The 16,139-nt window shown below is 63.6% G+C and carries 13 protein-coding genes; 9 read left to right on the top strand and 4 right to left on the bottom strand.

Translation table 11 applies throughout. The features are described from left to right. Positions 1-120 precede the first annotated feature (120 nt). Positions 121-936 carry an MBL fold metallo-hydrolase gene (locus BLR13_RS20950; protein WP_074819998.1) on the bottom strand — a complete coding sequence of 272 codons (816 nt, stop codon included), beginning with the start codon at positions 934-936 and terminating at the stop codon, positions 121-123. 176 nt (positions 937-1,112) lie between these two features. Between BLR13_RS20950 and BLR13_RS20955 the strand changes: the two genes are divergently transcribed. From BLR13_RS20955 to BLR13_RS20965, 3 genes are all read left to right on the top strand, one after another. Then, on the top strand, positions 1,113-2,051 hold the full coding sequence (locus BLR13_RS20955; RefSeq protein ID WP_074831271.1) for an alpha/beta fold hydrolase: 939 nt from the start codon (positions 1,113-1,115) through the stop codon (positions 2,049-2,051). A 3-nt stretch (positions 2,052-2,054) separates the two neighbouring features. Then, the gene (locus tag BLR13_RS20960; RefSeq protein WP_079586096.1) at positions 2,055-3,071 is read left to right on the top strand and encodes an alpha/beta fold hydrolase; all 1,017 of its coding nucleotides are present in this window, start codon (positions 2,055-2,057) and stop codon (positions 3,069-3,071) included. A 95-nt stretch (positions 3,072-3,166) separates the two neighbouring features. Continuing rightward, the gene (locus tag BLR13_RS20965; RefSeq protein WP_074819996.1) at positions 3,167-4,138 is read left to right on the top strand and encodes a Bug family tripartite tricarboxylate transporter substrate binding protein; all 972 of its coding nucleotides are present in this window, start codon (positions 3,167-3,169) and stop codon (positions 4,136-4,138) included. A 3-nt stretch (positions 4,139-4,141) separates the two neighbouring features. Here the strand turns inward: BLR13_RS20965 and BLR13_RS20970 are convergent, their stop codons facing one another. Both BLR13_RS20970 and BLR13_RS20975 read right to left on the bottom strand, forming a co-directional pair. Beyond that, positions 4,142-5,665, bottom strand: a complete 1,524-nt coding sequence (locus BLR13_RS20970; protein WP_074819994.1) for a permease — start codon at positions 5,663-5,665, stop codon at positions 4,142-4,144. Beyond that, positions 5,662-6,414, bottom strand: coding sequence for an ABC transporter ATP-binding protein (locus BLR13_RS20975; protein ID WP_074819992.1), 753 nt, complete (start codon positions 6,412-6,414; stop codon positions 5,662-5,664). Before BLR13_RS20975 ends, BLR13_RS20970 begins: the two co-directional genes overlap by 4 nt. 295 nt (positions 6,415-6,709) lie before the next feature. On the opposite strand from BLR13_RS20975, the gene BLR13_RS20980 reads away from it, so the two are divergent. The 6 genes from BLR13_RS20980 (at position 6,710) to BLR13_RS21005 (ending at position 13,591) form a co-directional block, all read left to right on the top strand. Further along, a complete protein-coding gene (locus BLR13_RS20980; protein ID WP_074819991.1) occupies positions 6,710-7,585 on the top strand; it encodes a branched-chain amino acid ABC transporter permease in 876 nt (291 codons plus the stop codon). Further along, a complete protein-coding gene (locus BLR13_RS20985; RefSeq protein WP_074819989.1) occupies positions 7,585-8,736 on the top strand; it encodes a branched-chain amino acid ABC transporter permease in 1,152 nt (383 codons plus the stop codon). The genes BLR13_RS20980 and BLR13_RS20985 overlap by 1 nt, the downstream gene beginning before the upstream one ends. Then, positions 8,733-9,491, top strand: coding sequence for an ABC transporter ATP-binding protein (locus BLR13_RS20990; protein WP_074819987.1), 759 nt, complete (start codon positions 8,733-8,735; stop codon positions 9,489-9,491). The genes BLR13_RS20985 and BLR13_RS20990 overlap by 4 nt, the downstream gene beginning before the upstream one ends. Before the next feature lie 10 nt (positions 9,492-9,501). Further along, entirely contained in the window at positions 9,502-10,281 is a 780-nt protein-coding gene (locus BLR13_RS20995) for an ABC transporter ATP-binding protein (protein ID WP_074819985.1), read from the top strand. 188 nt (positions 10,282-10,469) lie between these two features. Then, positions 10,470-12,308 carry an AMP-dependent synthetase/ligase gene (locus tag BLR13_RS21000; protein WP_074819983.1) on the top strand — a complete coding sequence of 613 codons (1,839 nt, stop codon included), beginning with the start codon at positions 10,470-10,472 and terminating at the stop codon, positions 12,306-12,308. Between the two features lie 83 nt (positions 12,309-12,391). Continuing rightward, positions 12,392-13,591: an ABC transporter substrate-binding protein gene (locus BLR13_RS21005; protein ID WP_074819981.1), complete on the top strand. Its 1,200-nt coding sequence runs from the start codon at positions 12,392-12,394 to the stop codon at positions 13,589-13,591. Positions 13,592-13,740: 149 nt separating this feature from the next. On the opposite strand, the gene BLR13_RS21010 is transcribed toward BLR13_RS21005, so the two are convergent. After that, positions 13,741-15,828 (bottom strand): PQQ-dependent dehydrogenase, methanol/ethanol family, encoded by a 2,088-nt coding sequence (locus BLR13_RS21010; protein ID WP_079587858.1) that lies wholly within the window; start codon positions 15,826-15,828, stop codon positions 13,741-13,743. Between the last annotated feature and the right edge of the window lie 311 nt (positions 15,829-16,139).

The following is a 16,139-nucleotide window of genomic DNA, read 5'->3' on the forward strand; positions in this document are numbered from 1 at the left end:
TTTGTTGTTTTCGTCATTGCGAGCGCAAGCAAAGCAATCCATGGAGCAGCAAAGCAAGAATGGATTGCTTCGTCGCTTCGCTCCTCGCAATGACGATGTTAGTTTCCTGTATGTTTTATCTCAAACCCCATCCAGAATGATTACCGTCGGCGTCGCCGGCAGCGTCTCCCTTGAAATCTTCAGCGTCCGCTCGCTGCGCTGGTCGATCTGAAACTGCTGGCCGATCAGGCGCATGAATTCGTCGAGCGGGGTGGCGAAGCGGTGCATCGGCAGCACCACGGAAGCGCGCAGGCGTTTGGTGATCTCGGAAACGCCGTCGAGCGACATCGTGTAGGTGCCGTCGATCGGTACCATCACGATGTCGAGCCGGCCGATCGCCGCGAAATGGGTCTCGTCGAGCTTGTGGTGCAGATGCCCGAGATGGCCGATGCAGAGGCCGGCGACCTCGAAGATGAAGATCGAGTTGCCGTCCTTGATCATCTCGCCGCCGGCGCCTTCGCCCCAGTAACGGCGAATATCCGTCGTGACGTTGCGGATATAGACGTCGCCGACGCGCAAACCGACATGCGCCGGCTGGCCGTCCTCGCCCCAGCCGTGCAGCACATGCTCGATCTTCGGATCCGGAAACAAAGTGTAGTGCGTCGAGTGCGCCCGGTTCATGGTGACGACATCGGGCAGCCGGCCGGTCCGGTAGGCACCGTTGAAATCGGTCGCGATCCGCACACCGCCGGGCGTGTCGATGTAATAGGTGGAATGGCCCACATAGGTGATCGCGACCTCTTCCGGTTTGGCGGCGACACGGCGAAGGCCGACCGGGATCGCGCGGGGCGGCGCGTTGGCCATCGCCAGGCATTCGCTGCGCAGCGGCTCCGCGGCGGCGGCAGGCGTAATCAGCCAGCCCAGAAAGACGGTGGCGGCAACAAGGGATCGCAGCATGGCAAGACCTGTCGGCGGCAGCAGCCGCTGACGGCACTGTATCGCCCAATTCGAGAGACGTCATGATGACAAACGCGCGCGGCTGCGCAGCGGATTTGCTTCATCAAAGGAGCGCAATGCCGTAGTGTGGAATACGCCCCCGGAATTCGCCCTGAAGTTTGCCTTGGGAGTTCATCGTGACTGAAAATGCCCCCGCACCGCGCGCGCCTTCCTCGAAACGGCTGGAACCGCTGCGCACCGTCGATGCCGGCGTGCTCAACATTGCCTATTACGAGGCGGGGCCCGCGGATGGCCCGGCCGTGATGCTGATGCACGGCTTTCCCTACGATATTCACTCTTATGTCGACGTCGCGCCGCAACTAGCGGCTCAGGGCTGCCGCGTCATCGTTCCCTATTTGCGCGGCTATGGGCCAACAAAATTTCTCAATCCGGCGACGCCACGCTCGGGCGAGCAGGCGGCCATGGGCGCCGACATGATGGCGCTGATGGATGTGCTTCGCATCAAGCGCGCGGTGTTTGCCGGTTACGACTGGGGCGGCCGCGCGGCCTGCGTCGGCGCGGCGTTGTGGCCGGAACGCTGCATCGGTCTCGTCTGCGTCAACAGCTACCTGATCCAGGATATTGCGCGGGCCATGGTGCCGGCGCGGCCGGAGCGCGAGGTTCCGCTGTGGTACCAGTATTACTTTCAACTGGAGCGCGGCCGGGCAGGGCTTGCGGCCAACCGGCGTGGAATTGCAAAAATATTGTGGGAGCAGTGGTCGCCGAACTGGCCGTTCGACGACGTCTGCCTGGAACGGACCGCGGTCGCGCACGACAATCCTGACTATGTCGACGTGGTGATCCACAGCTATCGGCACCGCTTTGGCCTCGCCGACGGCGATCCGCGCTATGCCGATATCCAGCAGCGGCTGGCCGCGTTGCCGCCGATCACGGTGCCGGCGATCACGCTGGATGGCGACGGCGATGGCGTGAGCCCGGCCACCGACGGCCGATCCAGCGCGACGAGATTCACCGGCCGCCGCGTCCATCGCGTTGTGCCGCGCGCCGGACATAACCTGCCGCAGGAAGAACCGGAAGCGTTTGCCGCGGCGGTCATGGAGCTGATCAAGGGCTGAGCGATGTCCGATTCGATCGATCGCCGCCGGTTGATCATCGGCGCGGCCCTGTCGGGAGTTGCAGGCCGGGCGTTTGCCCAGGCCGATGCACCGGCGGGCCCGGCGCGCGCGCCGTCATCGCAGCGGATGGAACCGCTGCGCTATGTGGATGCAGGTCCGCTTACCGTCGCTTACTACGAAGCCGCTCCCACCGACGGACCGGTCGCGATCCTCCTGCACGGCTTTCCCTACGACATTCACAGCTATGTCGACGTCGCGCCGTTGCTCGCGGCGCAAGGCTGCCGCGTCATCGTGCCTTGCTTGCGCGGATTCGGCGCGACGCGTTTCCGCGATCCGGCGACGCTTCGCTCGGGCGAGCAGGCGGCGATCGGCGCCGATGTGATCGCGCTGATGGATGCGCTTGGCATCAAGCGCGCGATATTTGCCGGGCACAATTGGGGCGGGCGCGCGGCCTGCGTCGCCGCCGCGCTGTGGCCGGAGCGCTGCAGCGGCATGGTGACGGTCAACAGTTACCTCGTTCAGGACCTCACTCGCGCCATGGTGCCGATCGACCCGCGATACGAAGTTGCACTCTGGTACGAATATTATTTCCAGATCGAGCGCGGCCGTGCCGGGCTCGCCGCCAACCGGCGCGAGATCGCGCGGATGCTGTGGGAGGATTGGTCGCCGGATTGGGATTTCGACGACGCCACCTTCGACCGCACCGCGGTTGCGCACGACAACCCTGACTATGTCGACGTCGTGATCCACAGCTACCGCCATCGCTTCGGCCTTGCGGCGGGCGATCCGCAATATGCGGAGCTGCAGCGCCGCCTGGCGCCGCTGCCGCCGATCACGGTGCCGGCAGTCACGCTGGATGGCGATGCCGACGGCGTGCTCCCCGCCGGCGACGGCCGCGCCAGCGCCGCCAAGTTCACCGGCCGCCGCATTCATCGCGTGGTGAAGGGCGCCGGTCATAATGTGCCGCAGGAAGCGCCGGAAGCGTTCGCGGCGGCGGTGATGGAGCTGGTGCGAGCGTAGGTGACCTTGCCGCATGGTCACATCAGGCAAAAACCTTCATCGTCCGCCCGCAAGTCCTCCGAGAAGGACAAGAAAGTTTCACAGGGCGGAATTCCATGACGAAGTGCTACGTCTTGCCGGCGATTCTGCTGGCATCTATCGCTTTTATCGCACCGGCCTCCGCCGAGGAATTTCCCTCTCGCCCCATTACCTGGGTGGTGCCGTTCGCGCCGGGCGGCATCACCGACACTACGTCCCGTGTTGTCGCGGAAGAGATGTCGAAGGCGTTGGGCCAGTCGGTGCTGATCGACAACCGTGCCGGCGCCGGCGGGACGGTGGGCACCGAGCAGGTGGCGCGTTCGAAGCCCGATGGTTACACCATGATCTACGGCACCCAGGGCACGATGGCGGCCAACGTCTCGTTGCGGAAAAGCCTGCCCTACGATCCCCTGACGAGTTTTCTGCCGGTTCATCTGGTCGGCGAGTCCCCGAACCTGTTCGTTGCCTATGCGGGCGCGCCTTACAATTCGGTGGCCGACTTCATCGCCTATGCCAAGGCCAACCCCGGCAAGGTGACGTTCGCGTCGTCGGGTGTCGGCACCGCGACGCATCTGGTCGCCGAATTGTTCAAGACCGTCGCCGGGATCGACATGCTGCATGTGCCCTACAAGGGCAGCGCGCCGGCGCTGAACGACCTGATTGCCGGGCGCGTCGATGTCATGTTCGACTATCCGGTCTCGGTCGGCCCGCATGTCGAAGCCGGCAAGCTGAAGGTGCTGGCAACGACCGCGCCGGAGCGGTTGCGCAATACGCCCGGCGTGCCGACCATGGCCGAACTCGGCCTGAAGGACATGACCACGCAGAGCTGGTCCAGCATCCTGGTGCCCGCGGGAACGCCCGCGCCCGTGGTCGACCGGCTGGCGGCGGCCGCGCATGCGGCGCTGACCTCGGAACGCGTGCGCGACCACTTTGAAAAATTCGGCACCCGCCCGATGATGCAGCAAAAGGCGGAGATGATCCCGTTCATCGAAGCGGAAATCGCGCGCTGGGGCGACGTCATTACGCGCGCGAAGCTGGAGAAGCAGTAGCTCTCATCCCCGCCGCGGGCTGATCTTCCACGTCGCCGCAAGGATGCCGGCGGTGATGGCGCCGCTGACGATAGCGGCGATCGGGATCGAGACCGCCAATGCCGCGGTGGCGGCCCAGCCGATCGAGCAGAAGGCTTCGGCGAATGTCGCCAGCCGCGACGAGGTCTGGCGGCGACGGAACTGGCTGCGTTTGGCCTGCACGCGGAACCAGAGCTGGATCGCGGCGGCGGACGCGGTGGCGACGATGACGCCGAGCGCGGTGATCGCCGCCTGCATGACGGAGGCAAAGGCGAGGGCTACGATCAGCGGCGCGAAGATGATGCCGATCACCATCAAGACTACCTCGATCTTGGCGCGGGTCACGCGCTGCGGCGGCAGCGGCGCGGTCGCGACCAGGTCGGCGGCGTCCTCGCCCGAGATCGTCAGCCAGGCGAGACCGCCGGCGAGCTGGCCCGCCGCCATCACGATCACGGGCGTGATCAGCACGATCGCGGCCGAGCTCTCGGAAAAACTTCGCCACAGCATCAGCGCCGGCGGCACCAGATAGAGCAGTTGCATCAGGCTCTGCGACACCAGCCAGGGGTCGCGGCGCAGCAACAGGAATTCCTTGGCGCGCAGCGCCTGCTGCCGCGAACCGCCACGGAACGCGCTGGCACGCGGCGCCCGGCGGGTGGTCATGGATGTTGCCGAGACGTGCGCGACGGTGTCGGCGAATTTCGGCGAGAAGATCGCCATCACGCCGCCGAGCAGCACGAGGCTGAAAGCCACCAGCAGCGCCAGCACCTCGCCGTCGCCGATCGCGGCGCGCGCCGGCCACCACAGCGGACTGTCGGGACCGGGCGCATAGGCTGCTGCGGCGTCCGACGTCAGCACCGTAAACCGCGACAGCGTGCCGTAAGACAGGATTGCGGCAACCTGCAGCGCGATCACAAAGCCGGCGCCGATGATCGCGGCCAGGATCTGCGCCACCAGCCGGGTGCGGCTCGGCCCGATCAGCCGGAACAGCATCACCGTAACCGCGATCGCAACGGCCGCGGCCGATAGACCTATCGCAACGACGACGCCGAAGGCGGCAAGCCATCGGGCACCGCCGCCGATCACCAGCACGTCGACAAAGGGCGTCGACAACAGCAGCGCCATTCCGGCGACGGACAATGCGATCGCCGCGATCCGGACCGAGAACACGTTGATGAGCGGCGCCGGTGACGACATGATCAGATCGAGGTCGGCGCGGGCGTAGAACACGCGCGTTACCGATTCGATCGCCTGCGACAGCATCAACGCCCAGGCCAGGAAGATGGTCGCCGTGATGACGATGAGGGTGGACTTGTCGAGCGGCGGCTGCAGGTCGGCGAAGCGGCCGATCACGGCCCAGGCCGGCAGGTGCATGATGGCGGCAAATAAAATCAAACCAATGACGGCGCGCTTACGTTTGCCGCGGCTGCCGGTCATCATGGCGATCCATTCGCGCCATGCCAGCCGGATCTCGTGCCGGGCAAACCAGCTCAGCGCCGCCGTCGCGTTCATGCGGCCACAGCCTCGGTCTCGACGAGAGCGATGAACATGTCTTCGAGGCTGGTATCGGTGCGGCCGTTCTGCTGGCGCAGTTCGGTCAAAGTGCCCTCGGCGACCAGACGGCCCGCGGCGATGACGCCGATTCGGTCGGCCATCCGTTCGGCGACTTCCAGAATATGCGTCGTCATGATCACGGTGCAGCCGGCGCGGACGCGATCCCCGAGCAGTCCCTTGACGTGACGCGCCGACAGCGCGTCGAGGCCGGTCAGCGGTTCGTCGAGAATAATCAACCGGGGGTCGTGGACCAGCGCGCCTGCCAGCGCGACCTTCTGGCGCATGCCCTTGGAAAACCCCTCGCAGCGTTCGTGCAGATGCGGTTCCAGGCCGAGCGACACCAGAAGCTGGTGCGCTGATGGTTCCGACACCGCGGGATCGATACCCCAGAGGCCGGCGACGAATTCGAGATATTCGAGCGGCGTCAGCTTGTCATAAATCATCGGCTCGTCGGACACCCAGGCCATCACCTGCTTGGCGGCAACGGGATCGGCGAGCGCGTCGATGCCGGATATCGAGACAGAGCCGGCGTCGGGCCGCAGCAGGCCTGCCACCATGCGCAGGGTCGTGGTTTTGCCGGCGCCGTTGGGGCCGAGCAGGGCGTAGAACTCGCCGGTGCGAACGGTCAGGTCGAGCGCATCGACCGCGGGGCGGTCAAAACGCTTGGTTAACCCTCGCACCTCGAGCGCGGATACATCTGATGTCATGATTTCAGGGCGATCCAGGGTTTCGCGTTCTCGTTGCGCACCATGGACCGAAGAACTTTCGGTGCGGTGAATCGCGCACCCCAAATCGCGCCGAACCGCGCACCTTCGCACGGCTGCGGCATTTCTCCGCAATTTCCGCCCGGGACGGCCACCAGCGGTTTGTTGACAGGGCTCGGGGCTTTAGGCTCAACTGTATCGGGACATATGCAGCCTTCAGCGCTTCCGACACGTCGGCGCGAAGGCAGGATGCGACAGGCAATCGACAGAATTGCCGGGCATCCGGGGGAGGGAAATCATGCTGGACTTCGTTCAGCAGCTGGTGAGCGGAATCGCGCTTGGCTGCGTTTACGGCCTGATCGCGCTTGGTTTCGTGCTGGTCTACAAGGCCACCGAAGTCGTCAATTTCGCCCAGGGCGATTTGATGATGCTGGGCGGATTCTTCGCCTACACGTTCATCGCCATGCTCGGCCTCAACTACTGGATCGGATTCGCTGGCGCGGTTGCGGCGATGGCGCTGTTCGGCATGCTGGCCGAACGCGTGGTGGTGCGCCCGATCCTCGGCTATCCGCAGTTTTCCATCATCATGGCCACCATCGGGCTCGGCTATTTCCTGCGCTCGGTGGTCGGGATGATCTGGGGCACCGACGATTTCAAGATCGAGACACCGTTCAGCCAGGGCGTGCTGCGGATCGGCAGCCTCGTGCTCGCCTATGACAAGCTCTCGGTGATCGCGGCGACCGTGATCCTCTGCGCGCTGCTCTATCTGTTCTTCAACCGCACCACGCTCGGCACCGCGATGCGCGCCAGTTCGGAGAACATGCTGGCCGCCTACTACATGGGCATTCCGGTCAAGCGGGTGGTCTCGATCGTCTGGGCGATCTCGGCGGCGGTCGCAACCTGCGCCGGCGTGCTGCTGGCGCCGATCACCTTCATTCATTCCAATGTCGGCCTGGTACTTGGGTTGAAGGCATTTCCGGCCGCCGTGCTCGGCGGCTTCGGTTCGATCCCCGGCGCCGTGGTCGGCGGCGTGTTGATCGGCGTGATCGAAAGCATGGCCGGCTTCTATCTGCCGCAGGGCTGGAAGGACGTCGCGCCCTACATCGTCCTGCTCGTGGTGTTGCTGCTCAAGCCCGAAGGCCTGTTCGGGCTTCGTACGCGGAAGAAGGTCTGATGCGGTTCCTGTTCAAGACCGACTATGAGGACGACATCAGGCTGTTTCCGCACAGCGGCTACATCGTTTCCTACGGTGTCCTGCTGGCGCTGCTGGTGATCGCGCCGTTCGTGCTGTCGAGCTACATCGTCAGCCAGCTGGTGTTCGTCTGCATCTACGCCACCGTCGGCGTCGGGCTGATGATCCTGACCGGCTTCACCGGGCAGGCGTCGCTCGGTCACGCCGCATTTCTCGCCATCGGCGCCTATACGGCAGCCTATCTGCAGCAGTTCAACGTGCCTTTTCCGGTGTATTTCCTGGCCGCGGGATTGCTGACCGGCGTGGTCGGCGCGCTGGTCGGATTCCCGGCGCTGCGGCTGCAGGGCATCTATCTGGTGATCGCGACGATCTCCTTTGCCTTCATCGTCGAGGAAATCCTGGCGCGCTGGGAAAGCGTGACCCACGGCAATGAGGGCATGCGCGTCAAGACCATGACCCTGTTCGGCAGCGCGGTGCCGCGCGATGGGCCGGTGTTTTATTTCCTCTGCCTTTCGGTGCTGACCCTGACCATCGTCGGCACGCTCAATCTCTTGCGCTCGCCCACGGGCCGCGCCTTCGTCGCCATCCGCGACAGCGAGACCGCGGCGCGCAGCATGGGCATCAACGTCTCGCTCTACAAGGTGAAGTCGTTCGCGATCAGTGCGGCGATCACCGGATTTGCCGGTGTGCTGTTCGCCCACAAGCTGTCCTTTATCAGCCCGGAAATGTTCACGCTGCAGCTCTCGATCGAGTTCATCATCGTGATCCTGATCGGCGGCACCTTCAGCCTGCACGGCGCTGTGCTGGGCGCGATCTTCCTGGTCATGATCGATCCGTTCCTGACTTACCTGAAGGACGACGTGCCCGGCATCATCGCGGGCGTTGCCGCGACGTTCGGCGCCGGCAAGGCTACGGCGGACAGCATTCAGAGTAACGCCGCGGCGTTTGCGTCCGCCAACGGCCTCAAGGGCGCGATCTACGGGATCATCATCGTGCTGTTCGTGCTGTTCGAGCCGCTCGGCCTTTACGGACGCTGGCTGAAGATCAAGCTCTTCTTCCAGCTGTTCCCGCTCTACAAGCGCGCCACCTTCAAGCGGCAGAAGATTTACGTGAAATCGGAGCGGAACCGGTGAGCTATTTCCGTGCGGAAGACCTCTCCTTGCACTTCGGCGGCCTCAAGGCGGTCGATTCCGTCAGCTTCGCGGTCGAGAAGGGCGAGATCCTCTCGATCATCGGTCCCAACGGCGCCGGCAAGAGCTCGATCTTCAACCTGATCTCGCGGATCTACCCGCCCACCTCCGGCAAGATCTATTTCGAAGACCAGGACATCACGCTTGCGCCGGCCTACCAGATCGCCGGCCTCGGCATTGCCCGCACCTTCCAGAATATCGAACTGTTCGAGAATGCGACCATGCTGAGCAATTTGCTGGTTGGCCGCCATCGCCACTCGACCACGCAGCTCTGGCAGGAATTGCTGTTCCTGCCGAGCGTGCGCGCCAACGAAAAGGCGCATCGCCGCCGCGTCGAGCAGGTGATCGAATTTCTCGATCTCGAAGCCTATCGCGACAAGCTGATCTCGGGGCTGCCCTACGGCGTCCGCAAGGTGATCGAGCTGGCGCGCGCGCTGTGCTCCGAGCCGAAGCTGATTCTGCTGGACGAGCCGTCCTCCGGTCTGAACGTCGAGGAGACCAGCGACATGTCGTTCTGGATCCGCGACATGAAGACCGAACTCGGCATCACCGTCCTGATGGTCGAGCACGACATGACGCTGGTCAACCGGGTGTCCGACCGGGTGATTGCGCTCAATTACGGTCGCGTGCTGGCGATGGGCTCGCCCGCCGAGGTGCAGCGCCATCCCGACGTCGTCGCCGCCTATCTCGGCGCATGAGGATGAGGTCATGAGCGCACCCGACATCATCCTCAAGCTCAGCAACATCGAGAGCTATTACGGGCCGATCATGGCCATCCGAGGCATCAGCCTCGAAGTGCCGCGCGGCCGGATCGTCACCTTGCTCGGCGCCAACGGCGCCGGCAAGACCACGGTGCTCAAGACCATTTCCGGCATTCTCGATCCGCAAAAAGGCTCGATCGAATTTCTCGGCAAGTCGATCCAGCGCATGGAAGCCGACAAGATCGTGCGGCTCGGCCTCAGTCATGTGCCGGAGGGGCGGGAAGTGTTTCCGTTCCTCTCGGTGCGCGAAAACCTGATGATGGGCGCCTATCCGCGCAGCGATCGCGACGGCGTCGCCGAGGACCTCGAGCGCGTGTTCGAATATTTCCCGCGGCTGCGCGAGCGGATCAACCAGCCGGCCGGGCAGCTTTCCGGCGGCGAACAGCAGATGCTGGCGATCGGGCGGGCGTTGATGAACCGCCCGACATTGCTGCTGCTGGACGAGCCGTCGCTCGGACTGTCGCCGATTCTGGTGAGGGAGATTTTCACCATCATCAAGCGCGTCAACGAGGAGCAGGGCATGTCGATCCTGCTGGTCGAGCAGAACGCCAAGATCGCGCTGGAGACGGCGCATTACGGCTATGTGCTGGAAATCGGCCGGGTGGTCATGAACGACACCTGCGAGCGGCTGATGAATTCAAAGGACATCCAGGAATTCTACCTCGGCGCCAAGGAAGAGGGCGCCCGCGGCGAGCGGCGCTGGAAGAAGAAAAAGACCTGGCGGTAGTGCTCCGACGGTTGAGCTCTGGCGGTAGATCCCCGGCGGCAGCGATATCGGCGTCGAAGGCATTGGCCGTAAGGATGACAGTTAGGCGCATGGCGTTCTGACTGAGTTGGGGCTAAATTCAGGGCCTGTTTCGAAAACAAGACCGGTAAACCGGCGTTCGGGGCAGGCGAGAGAGGGAGGAAGCGAGCATGGCCGGACCGGCAGTGCTGACGGTCGCCGACACGATCGCGAAGAGTTTTCTGCTCGGCGTGGAGACGCGCGGCGACCGGCCGGCGATCCGCGAAAAGAAGTTCGGCATCTGGCAGCCGACCAGTTGGCGGCAATGGCTGCAGATCTCCAGGGATATCGCCTACGGCCTGCACGCCATCGGCTTCAAGCCCGGCGACGTCGCCTCGATCATTTCCAACGCGGTTCCGGAATGGGTGTATGCCGACATGGGCATCCTCTGTGCCGGCGGCGTGTCGTCCGGGATCTATCCGACCGACTCGTCGGTCCAGGTCGAATACCTCGTCAACGATTCCGCGACCAAAGTGATCTTTGCCGAGGATGAGGAGCAGCTCGACAAGATCCTGTCGTGCCGCGCGGGTTGCCCGACCTTGCAGAAGGTCGTCGTGTTCGACATGGAAGGCCTCGCCGGCTTCATCGATCCGATGGTGCTGTCGCTGGCTGAATTCATGGCGCTCGGGCGCAACCATGCGCAGACTAACGAAGCGCTGTGGGATGCGATGGTCGGAAGCCGCGGCGCCGACGATCTCGCCATTCTCGTCTACACCTCTGGCACGACCGGCCCGCCCAAGGGCGCGATGCACTCCAACCGCAGCGTGACGCATCAGATGCGCCACGCCAACGATCTGTTTCCATCCACCGACGCCGAGGAACGCCTGGTGTTCCTGCCACTGTGCCATGTCGCCGAGCGGGTCGGCGGCTATTACCTTTCGCTGGCGCTGGGCTCGGTGATGAATTTCGCCGAAAGCCCCGAGACGGTGCCGGACAATCTGCGCGAGGTGCAGCCGACCGCGTTCCTCGCGGTGCCCAGGATCTGGGAAAAGTTCTACTCGGGCATCACGATCGCCCTGAAGGACGCGACCGCTTTCCAGAACTGGATGTACCGCCATGCGCTCGCCATCGGCCACCGCATGGCCACCTACCGGCTGGAGGGCGACACGCCGCCGTTGTCGTTACGGCTGGCCAATCGCGCCGCCTATTGGCTGGTGTTCCGCAATATCCGCCGCATGCTCGGGCTCGATCGCTGCCGGCTGGCTTTCACCGGTGCCGCACCGATCGCGCCTGATCTGATCCGTTGGTATCTCGCGCTCGGCCTCGACATGCGCGAGGTCTACGGCCAGACCGAGAATTGCGGCGTCGCTACCGTGATGCCCTACGATCGCATCAAGCTCGGCTCGGTCGGCAAGGCCGCGCCGTGGGGCGAGGTCGCGATCTCCCCGCAGGGCGAAATCCTGATCAAGGGCGACTACCTGTTCATGGGCTATCTGAACCAGCCGGAAAAGACCGCCGAGACCATCGACGCCAAAGGCTGGCTGCATACCGGCGACGTCGGCTCGATCGACAATGAAGGCTTCATCAAGATCACCGACCGGATGAAGGACATCATCATCACCTCGGGCGGCAAGAACATCACGCCGTCGGAAATCGAGAACCAGCTAAAATTCTCGCCTTACGTTTCCGATGCCGTGGTGATCGGCGACAAGCGGCCGTATCTGACCTGTCTGGTCATGATCGACCAGGAGAATGTCGAGAAATTCGCGCAGGACCACGACATTCCCTTCACCAATTACGCCAGCCTGTGCCGCGCGGCCGAAATCCAGGATCTGATCCAGCGCGAGATCGAGACGGTCAACGTCAATTTCGCGCGGGTCGAAACCATCAAGCGGTTCTTTCTGATCGAGCGCCAGTTGACGCCGGAGGACGAGGAATTGACGCCGACCATGAAGCTGAAGCGCAGCTTCGTGAACAAGCGTTATGCCGCCGAGATCGATGCCATGTATCGCGAGCGGGCGGTGGCGTGAGCCGCAGCGGGACTTGTAGAAGCGGCGAAGGATCGTAAGGCCCCAGCCTTCGCTCAACACGGGCCAACAAGGAGGAGTTTGCAATGTCGAAATCGTTGAGGGCGTTAGGCCTTGCGGTGAGCGCCCTTGCGCTGACCCATCTGCCGGCCGCGGCCCAGACCAAGGTTACCAGTGAAGGCATCTCGGCCAACGAGATCGTGATCGGCACCCATCAGGATTTGTCCGGCCCGATCAAGGTCTGGGGCGTTCCGGTTTCCAACGGCATGAAGATGGCGGTGGAGGAGATCAACGCCGCCGGTGGCATCAACGGGCGCAAGCTCAAGATGATCCTCGAGGACAACGGCTACGATCCGAAGAAGGCGGTGCTGGCGTCGCAGAAGATGGTCGAGCGCGACAAGATCTTCGCCATGATCGGCCCGATGGGCTCGCCGACCGTGCTCGCCGCGCAGGATATCCTGTTCGACGCCGGAGTACTGCAGCTGTTCCCGCTGACGGCGGCCGAATTCACCTTCAAGTTCGATCCGGCCAAGCCGCAGGAACGGCTGAAGTTCAACAATCTGCTGCCCTATGTCGAGAGCACGCGGGCGGCGGTGAAATGGATGATGGAGGCGAAGAACTTCAAGAAGCCCTGCATCATGCATCAGGACGACGAGTACGGAAAGAATGTGCTTGACGGCTTCACGCAGCAGCTTGCTGCGATGAAGGTGTCGGCGGCCTCGGTGACCAGCTACAAGCGCGGCGCCTCCGACTTCTCGGCGCAGGTCGCCAAGATGAAGTCCGACGGCTGCGACATGGTCTTGCTCGGTACCGTGATCCGCGAAACCATCGGCGCGATGAGCGAAGCCAAGAAGCTCGGTTGGGATGTCACCTTCCTCGGCGCTACCCCGACCAACGTGCTCGAAGTGCCGACGCTCGGCAAGGAAGCGGTCGAAGGCCTCTACGCCGCGTCAGGTTTCGAAATTCCCTACGAAGACACCGCCAAGGGCAAGGTCAAGGACTGGCTCGCCAACTACAAGAAGATGTTCAACACCGACGCCAATACCCAGGCGATCATCGGTTACAATGCGATCGAGACCTTTGCCTTCTACGCCAACAAGGCCGGCAAGGACCTGACGGGGCAGAAGATGCTTGATGCGCTGGAATCAGGCGACAAGTTCCTCGACATCTTCAGCTCGCCGCCGACCAAGTTCTCCAAGACCGATCACCTCGCCAACACCATCACCCAGGTTCAACAGATCCAGAAGGGCCGCTGGGTGCTGGTGAAGGACAACCTGATGTTCTGAGGTTGGTCTCGCCTTCTACGACAAAGGGCTGCGCGATGGTCTCGCGCAGCCCTTTTGTTCTGGCTGTCATTCCGGGGCGCGCGTTAGCGCGAACCCGGAATCTCGAACTTCCGGGTTCGATGCTGCGCATCGCCCCGGAATGACAACGGCTATTTCGGCCGGATCGCGTCGGCGGTGCCCTGGATGAAGGCCTGGATCTTCACCACATCCGCTTCCGTCAGCTTGCCCGAGAAATCCGGCATGCCCTGGTCGCGGAACGGGCCCTTGAACACGAAATCCTTCAGGTTGGTGATGGTCTCCGGCGAGACGTAACCAAGGTTTCTGACATTGCCGCCCTTGTCGACGCCGGGCACGCCGTGACAGGTGGCGCAGGCGGCGACATAGATCGCGGTGCCTTCGGGAACGTCCTTCGGATCATATTTCACGCCCGCGAGCAGCCCTTCGGTCTGGTACTTCACGAACGACGGCAGCGGCGCCTTGCCGTCGACCGCGAAGGTGTAGACGGTGCCCGGGCTCTGCAGCTCGGTGACGCGCTGCGAGATGCCGAACACGCCGCCCCAGCCGACCGCGACCGAGACATACTGCTTGCCGTCGACCATATAGGTCGAGGCCGCGGCGACCACGCCGGTTCCGGTCGGCGTCTCCCAGAGCTTTTCGCCGGAGGTTGCGTTGTAGGCGATGAAGCGTCCATCGGCGGTGCCCTGGAACACCAGATTGCCGGCGGTGGTCAGTGTGCCGCCGTTCCACGGCGCGACATATTCGGCGCGCCAGGCTTCCTTCTGCTTGACCGGATCCCACGCCACGAGCCGCCCGAACGCCGGGGCCTTTGGCGGTTCGCCGTTGAGGACGAAGCCGACATTCCAGCCGGTGGTGCCGCCGAATTTGCCGGGCGTCGGCGCGTTCTGGACCACGGATTTTTCCGGCGTCAGATTGAGCGGCACGCCCTGCGCCGGCAGATAGACCAGACCGGTTTGCGGATTGTACGACATCGGATGCCAGTTATGGGCGCCGAACGGACCCGGAATGCTGTCGTAAGGCTCATCGCCGCGCGCCGCCGGCACTTCGATCGGCCGTCCGTCGGCGTCGTAGCCGGTGGCCCAGTTCACGTCGACGAAGTTCTTCGCCGAAATGAACTTGCCGTTGGTGCGGTCAATGACGAAGAAGAAGCCGTTCTTCGGCGCATGCAGGATAACCTTGCGCGGCGCGCCATCGATATTGATGTCGGCGAGGATCATCGGCTGCGTCGAGGTGTAGTCCCAGTGGTCGCCGGGCGTTTCCTGATAGTGCCAGACGTATTGTCCGGTGTCGGCATTCAGCGCCACCAGCGACGCCAGATAGAGATTGTCGCCGCCGGACGGGCTGCGCACGTTGCGGTTCCATGGCGAGCCGTTGCCGGTGCCGATAAAGACGAGGTTGAGATCAGGATCGTAGGTCATGCTGTCCCACGGCGTGCCGCCGCCACCATTGAGCCAGTATTTGCCGGCCGGGTCCCAGGTCTTGGCGGCCGCTTCCATCGACGCGTCTTCGAACGGCTTTGACGGATCGCCGGGCACCGTGAACCAGCGCCACGCCTGGTTTCCGGTCTCGGTGTCGTAGGCGGTGACGTAGCCGCGCGCGCCATATTCCGCGCCGCCCTGGCCGATCACGACCTTGCCGTTGAAGGCGCGCGGTGCGCCGGTGATGGTGTAGGAATGATCGTGATCGATCAGCGTATCCTTTTCCCACACCTTGGCGCCGGTGGCCGCATCGAGTGCGATCAGCCTGCCGTCATAGGCGGCGACGAACACCTTGCCCTTGTAGACCGCGACGCCGCGGTTGACGACGTCGCAGCAGCCCTTGTAGCCCTTCTCGCGGTCGACGCCGGGATCGAAACTCCAGATCTTCTTGCCGGTGCGGGCGTCGATGGCGTGCACCACGCTCCACGACGCGGTCTGATACATGATGCCGTCGACCACGACCGGCGTCGCCTCGACGCCGCGCGAGGAATCGAGACTGTAGCTCCACACCAGCCCCAGTTTCTTGACGTTGTCGGTGTTGATCTGGTTGAGCTTGGAAAAGCGGGTCTCGGCATAGTCGAGGCCGATGGTCGGCCAGTCGTTCGATGTCGCCGTATTGGCCTTGATGGAGGTGCTGTCCACCGCCGAGGTGACGGCCTTGATATGTTCGGGCGATGCTTTCGTCTGCGCGAACGCGGAGCCGGCGGATAGCGCAAGACCCAGCCCGATCGCGATCGCCATCTGCGTGAGACGCGCGGGCCGATGCAGTCCGGCTCTGGCTTCAGGAAAAAAACGGCAAGCGAAATCAACGCGCGGCGAACGTGTCATTCTCATTCCTCCCAACGATCTCTAGCGGATCTGTCGAGATGGTATGCCGGTGCAAAGGACGGCGTCAATCACAGGTGGCAACGAAAACAAAAAGAGAAAATTTGTGTCGTCATGTTTTGCCAAGCGGAATGCGACGCGGCTCCGGATGCAGCGCGCATCCGGCTGCACCGCAGCATCGCGTGGCGATTCAAGTCGAGCGGAGCCCGGTATCTTGTATGCAAGCC

The sequence above is a fragment of the Bradyrhizobium ottawaense genome, from assembly GCF_900099825.1.
In the GTDB taxonomy this organism is placed as follows: Bacteria; Pseudomonadota; Alphaproteobacteria; order Rhizobiales; family Xanthobacteraceae; genus Bradyrhizobium; species Bradyrhizobium ottawaense_A.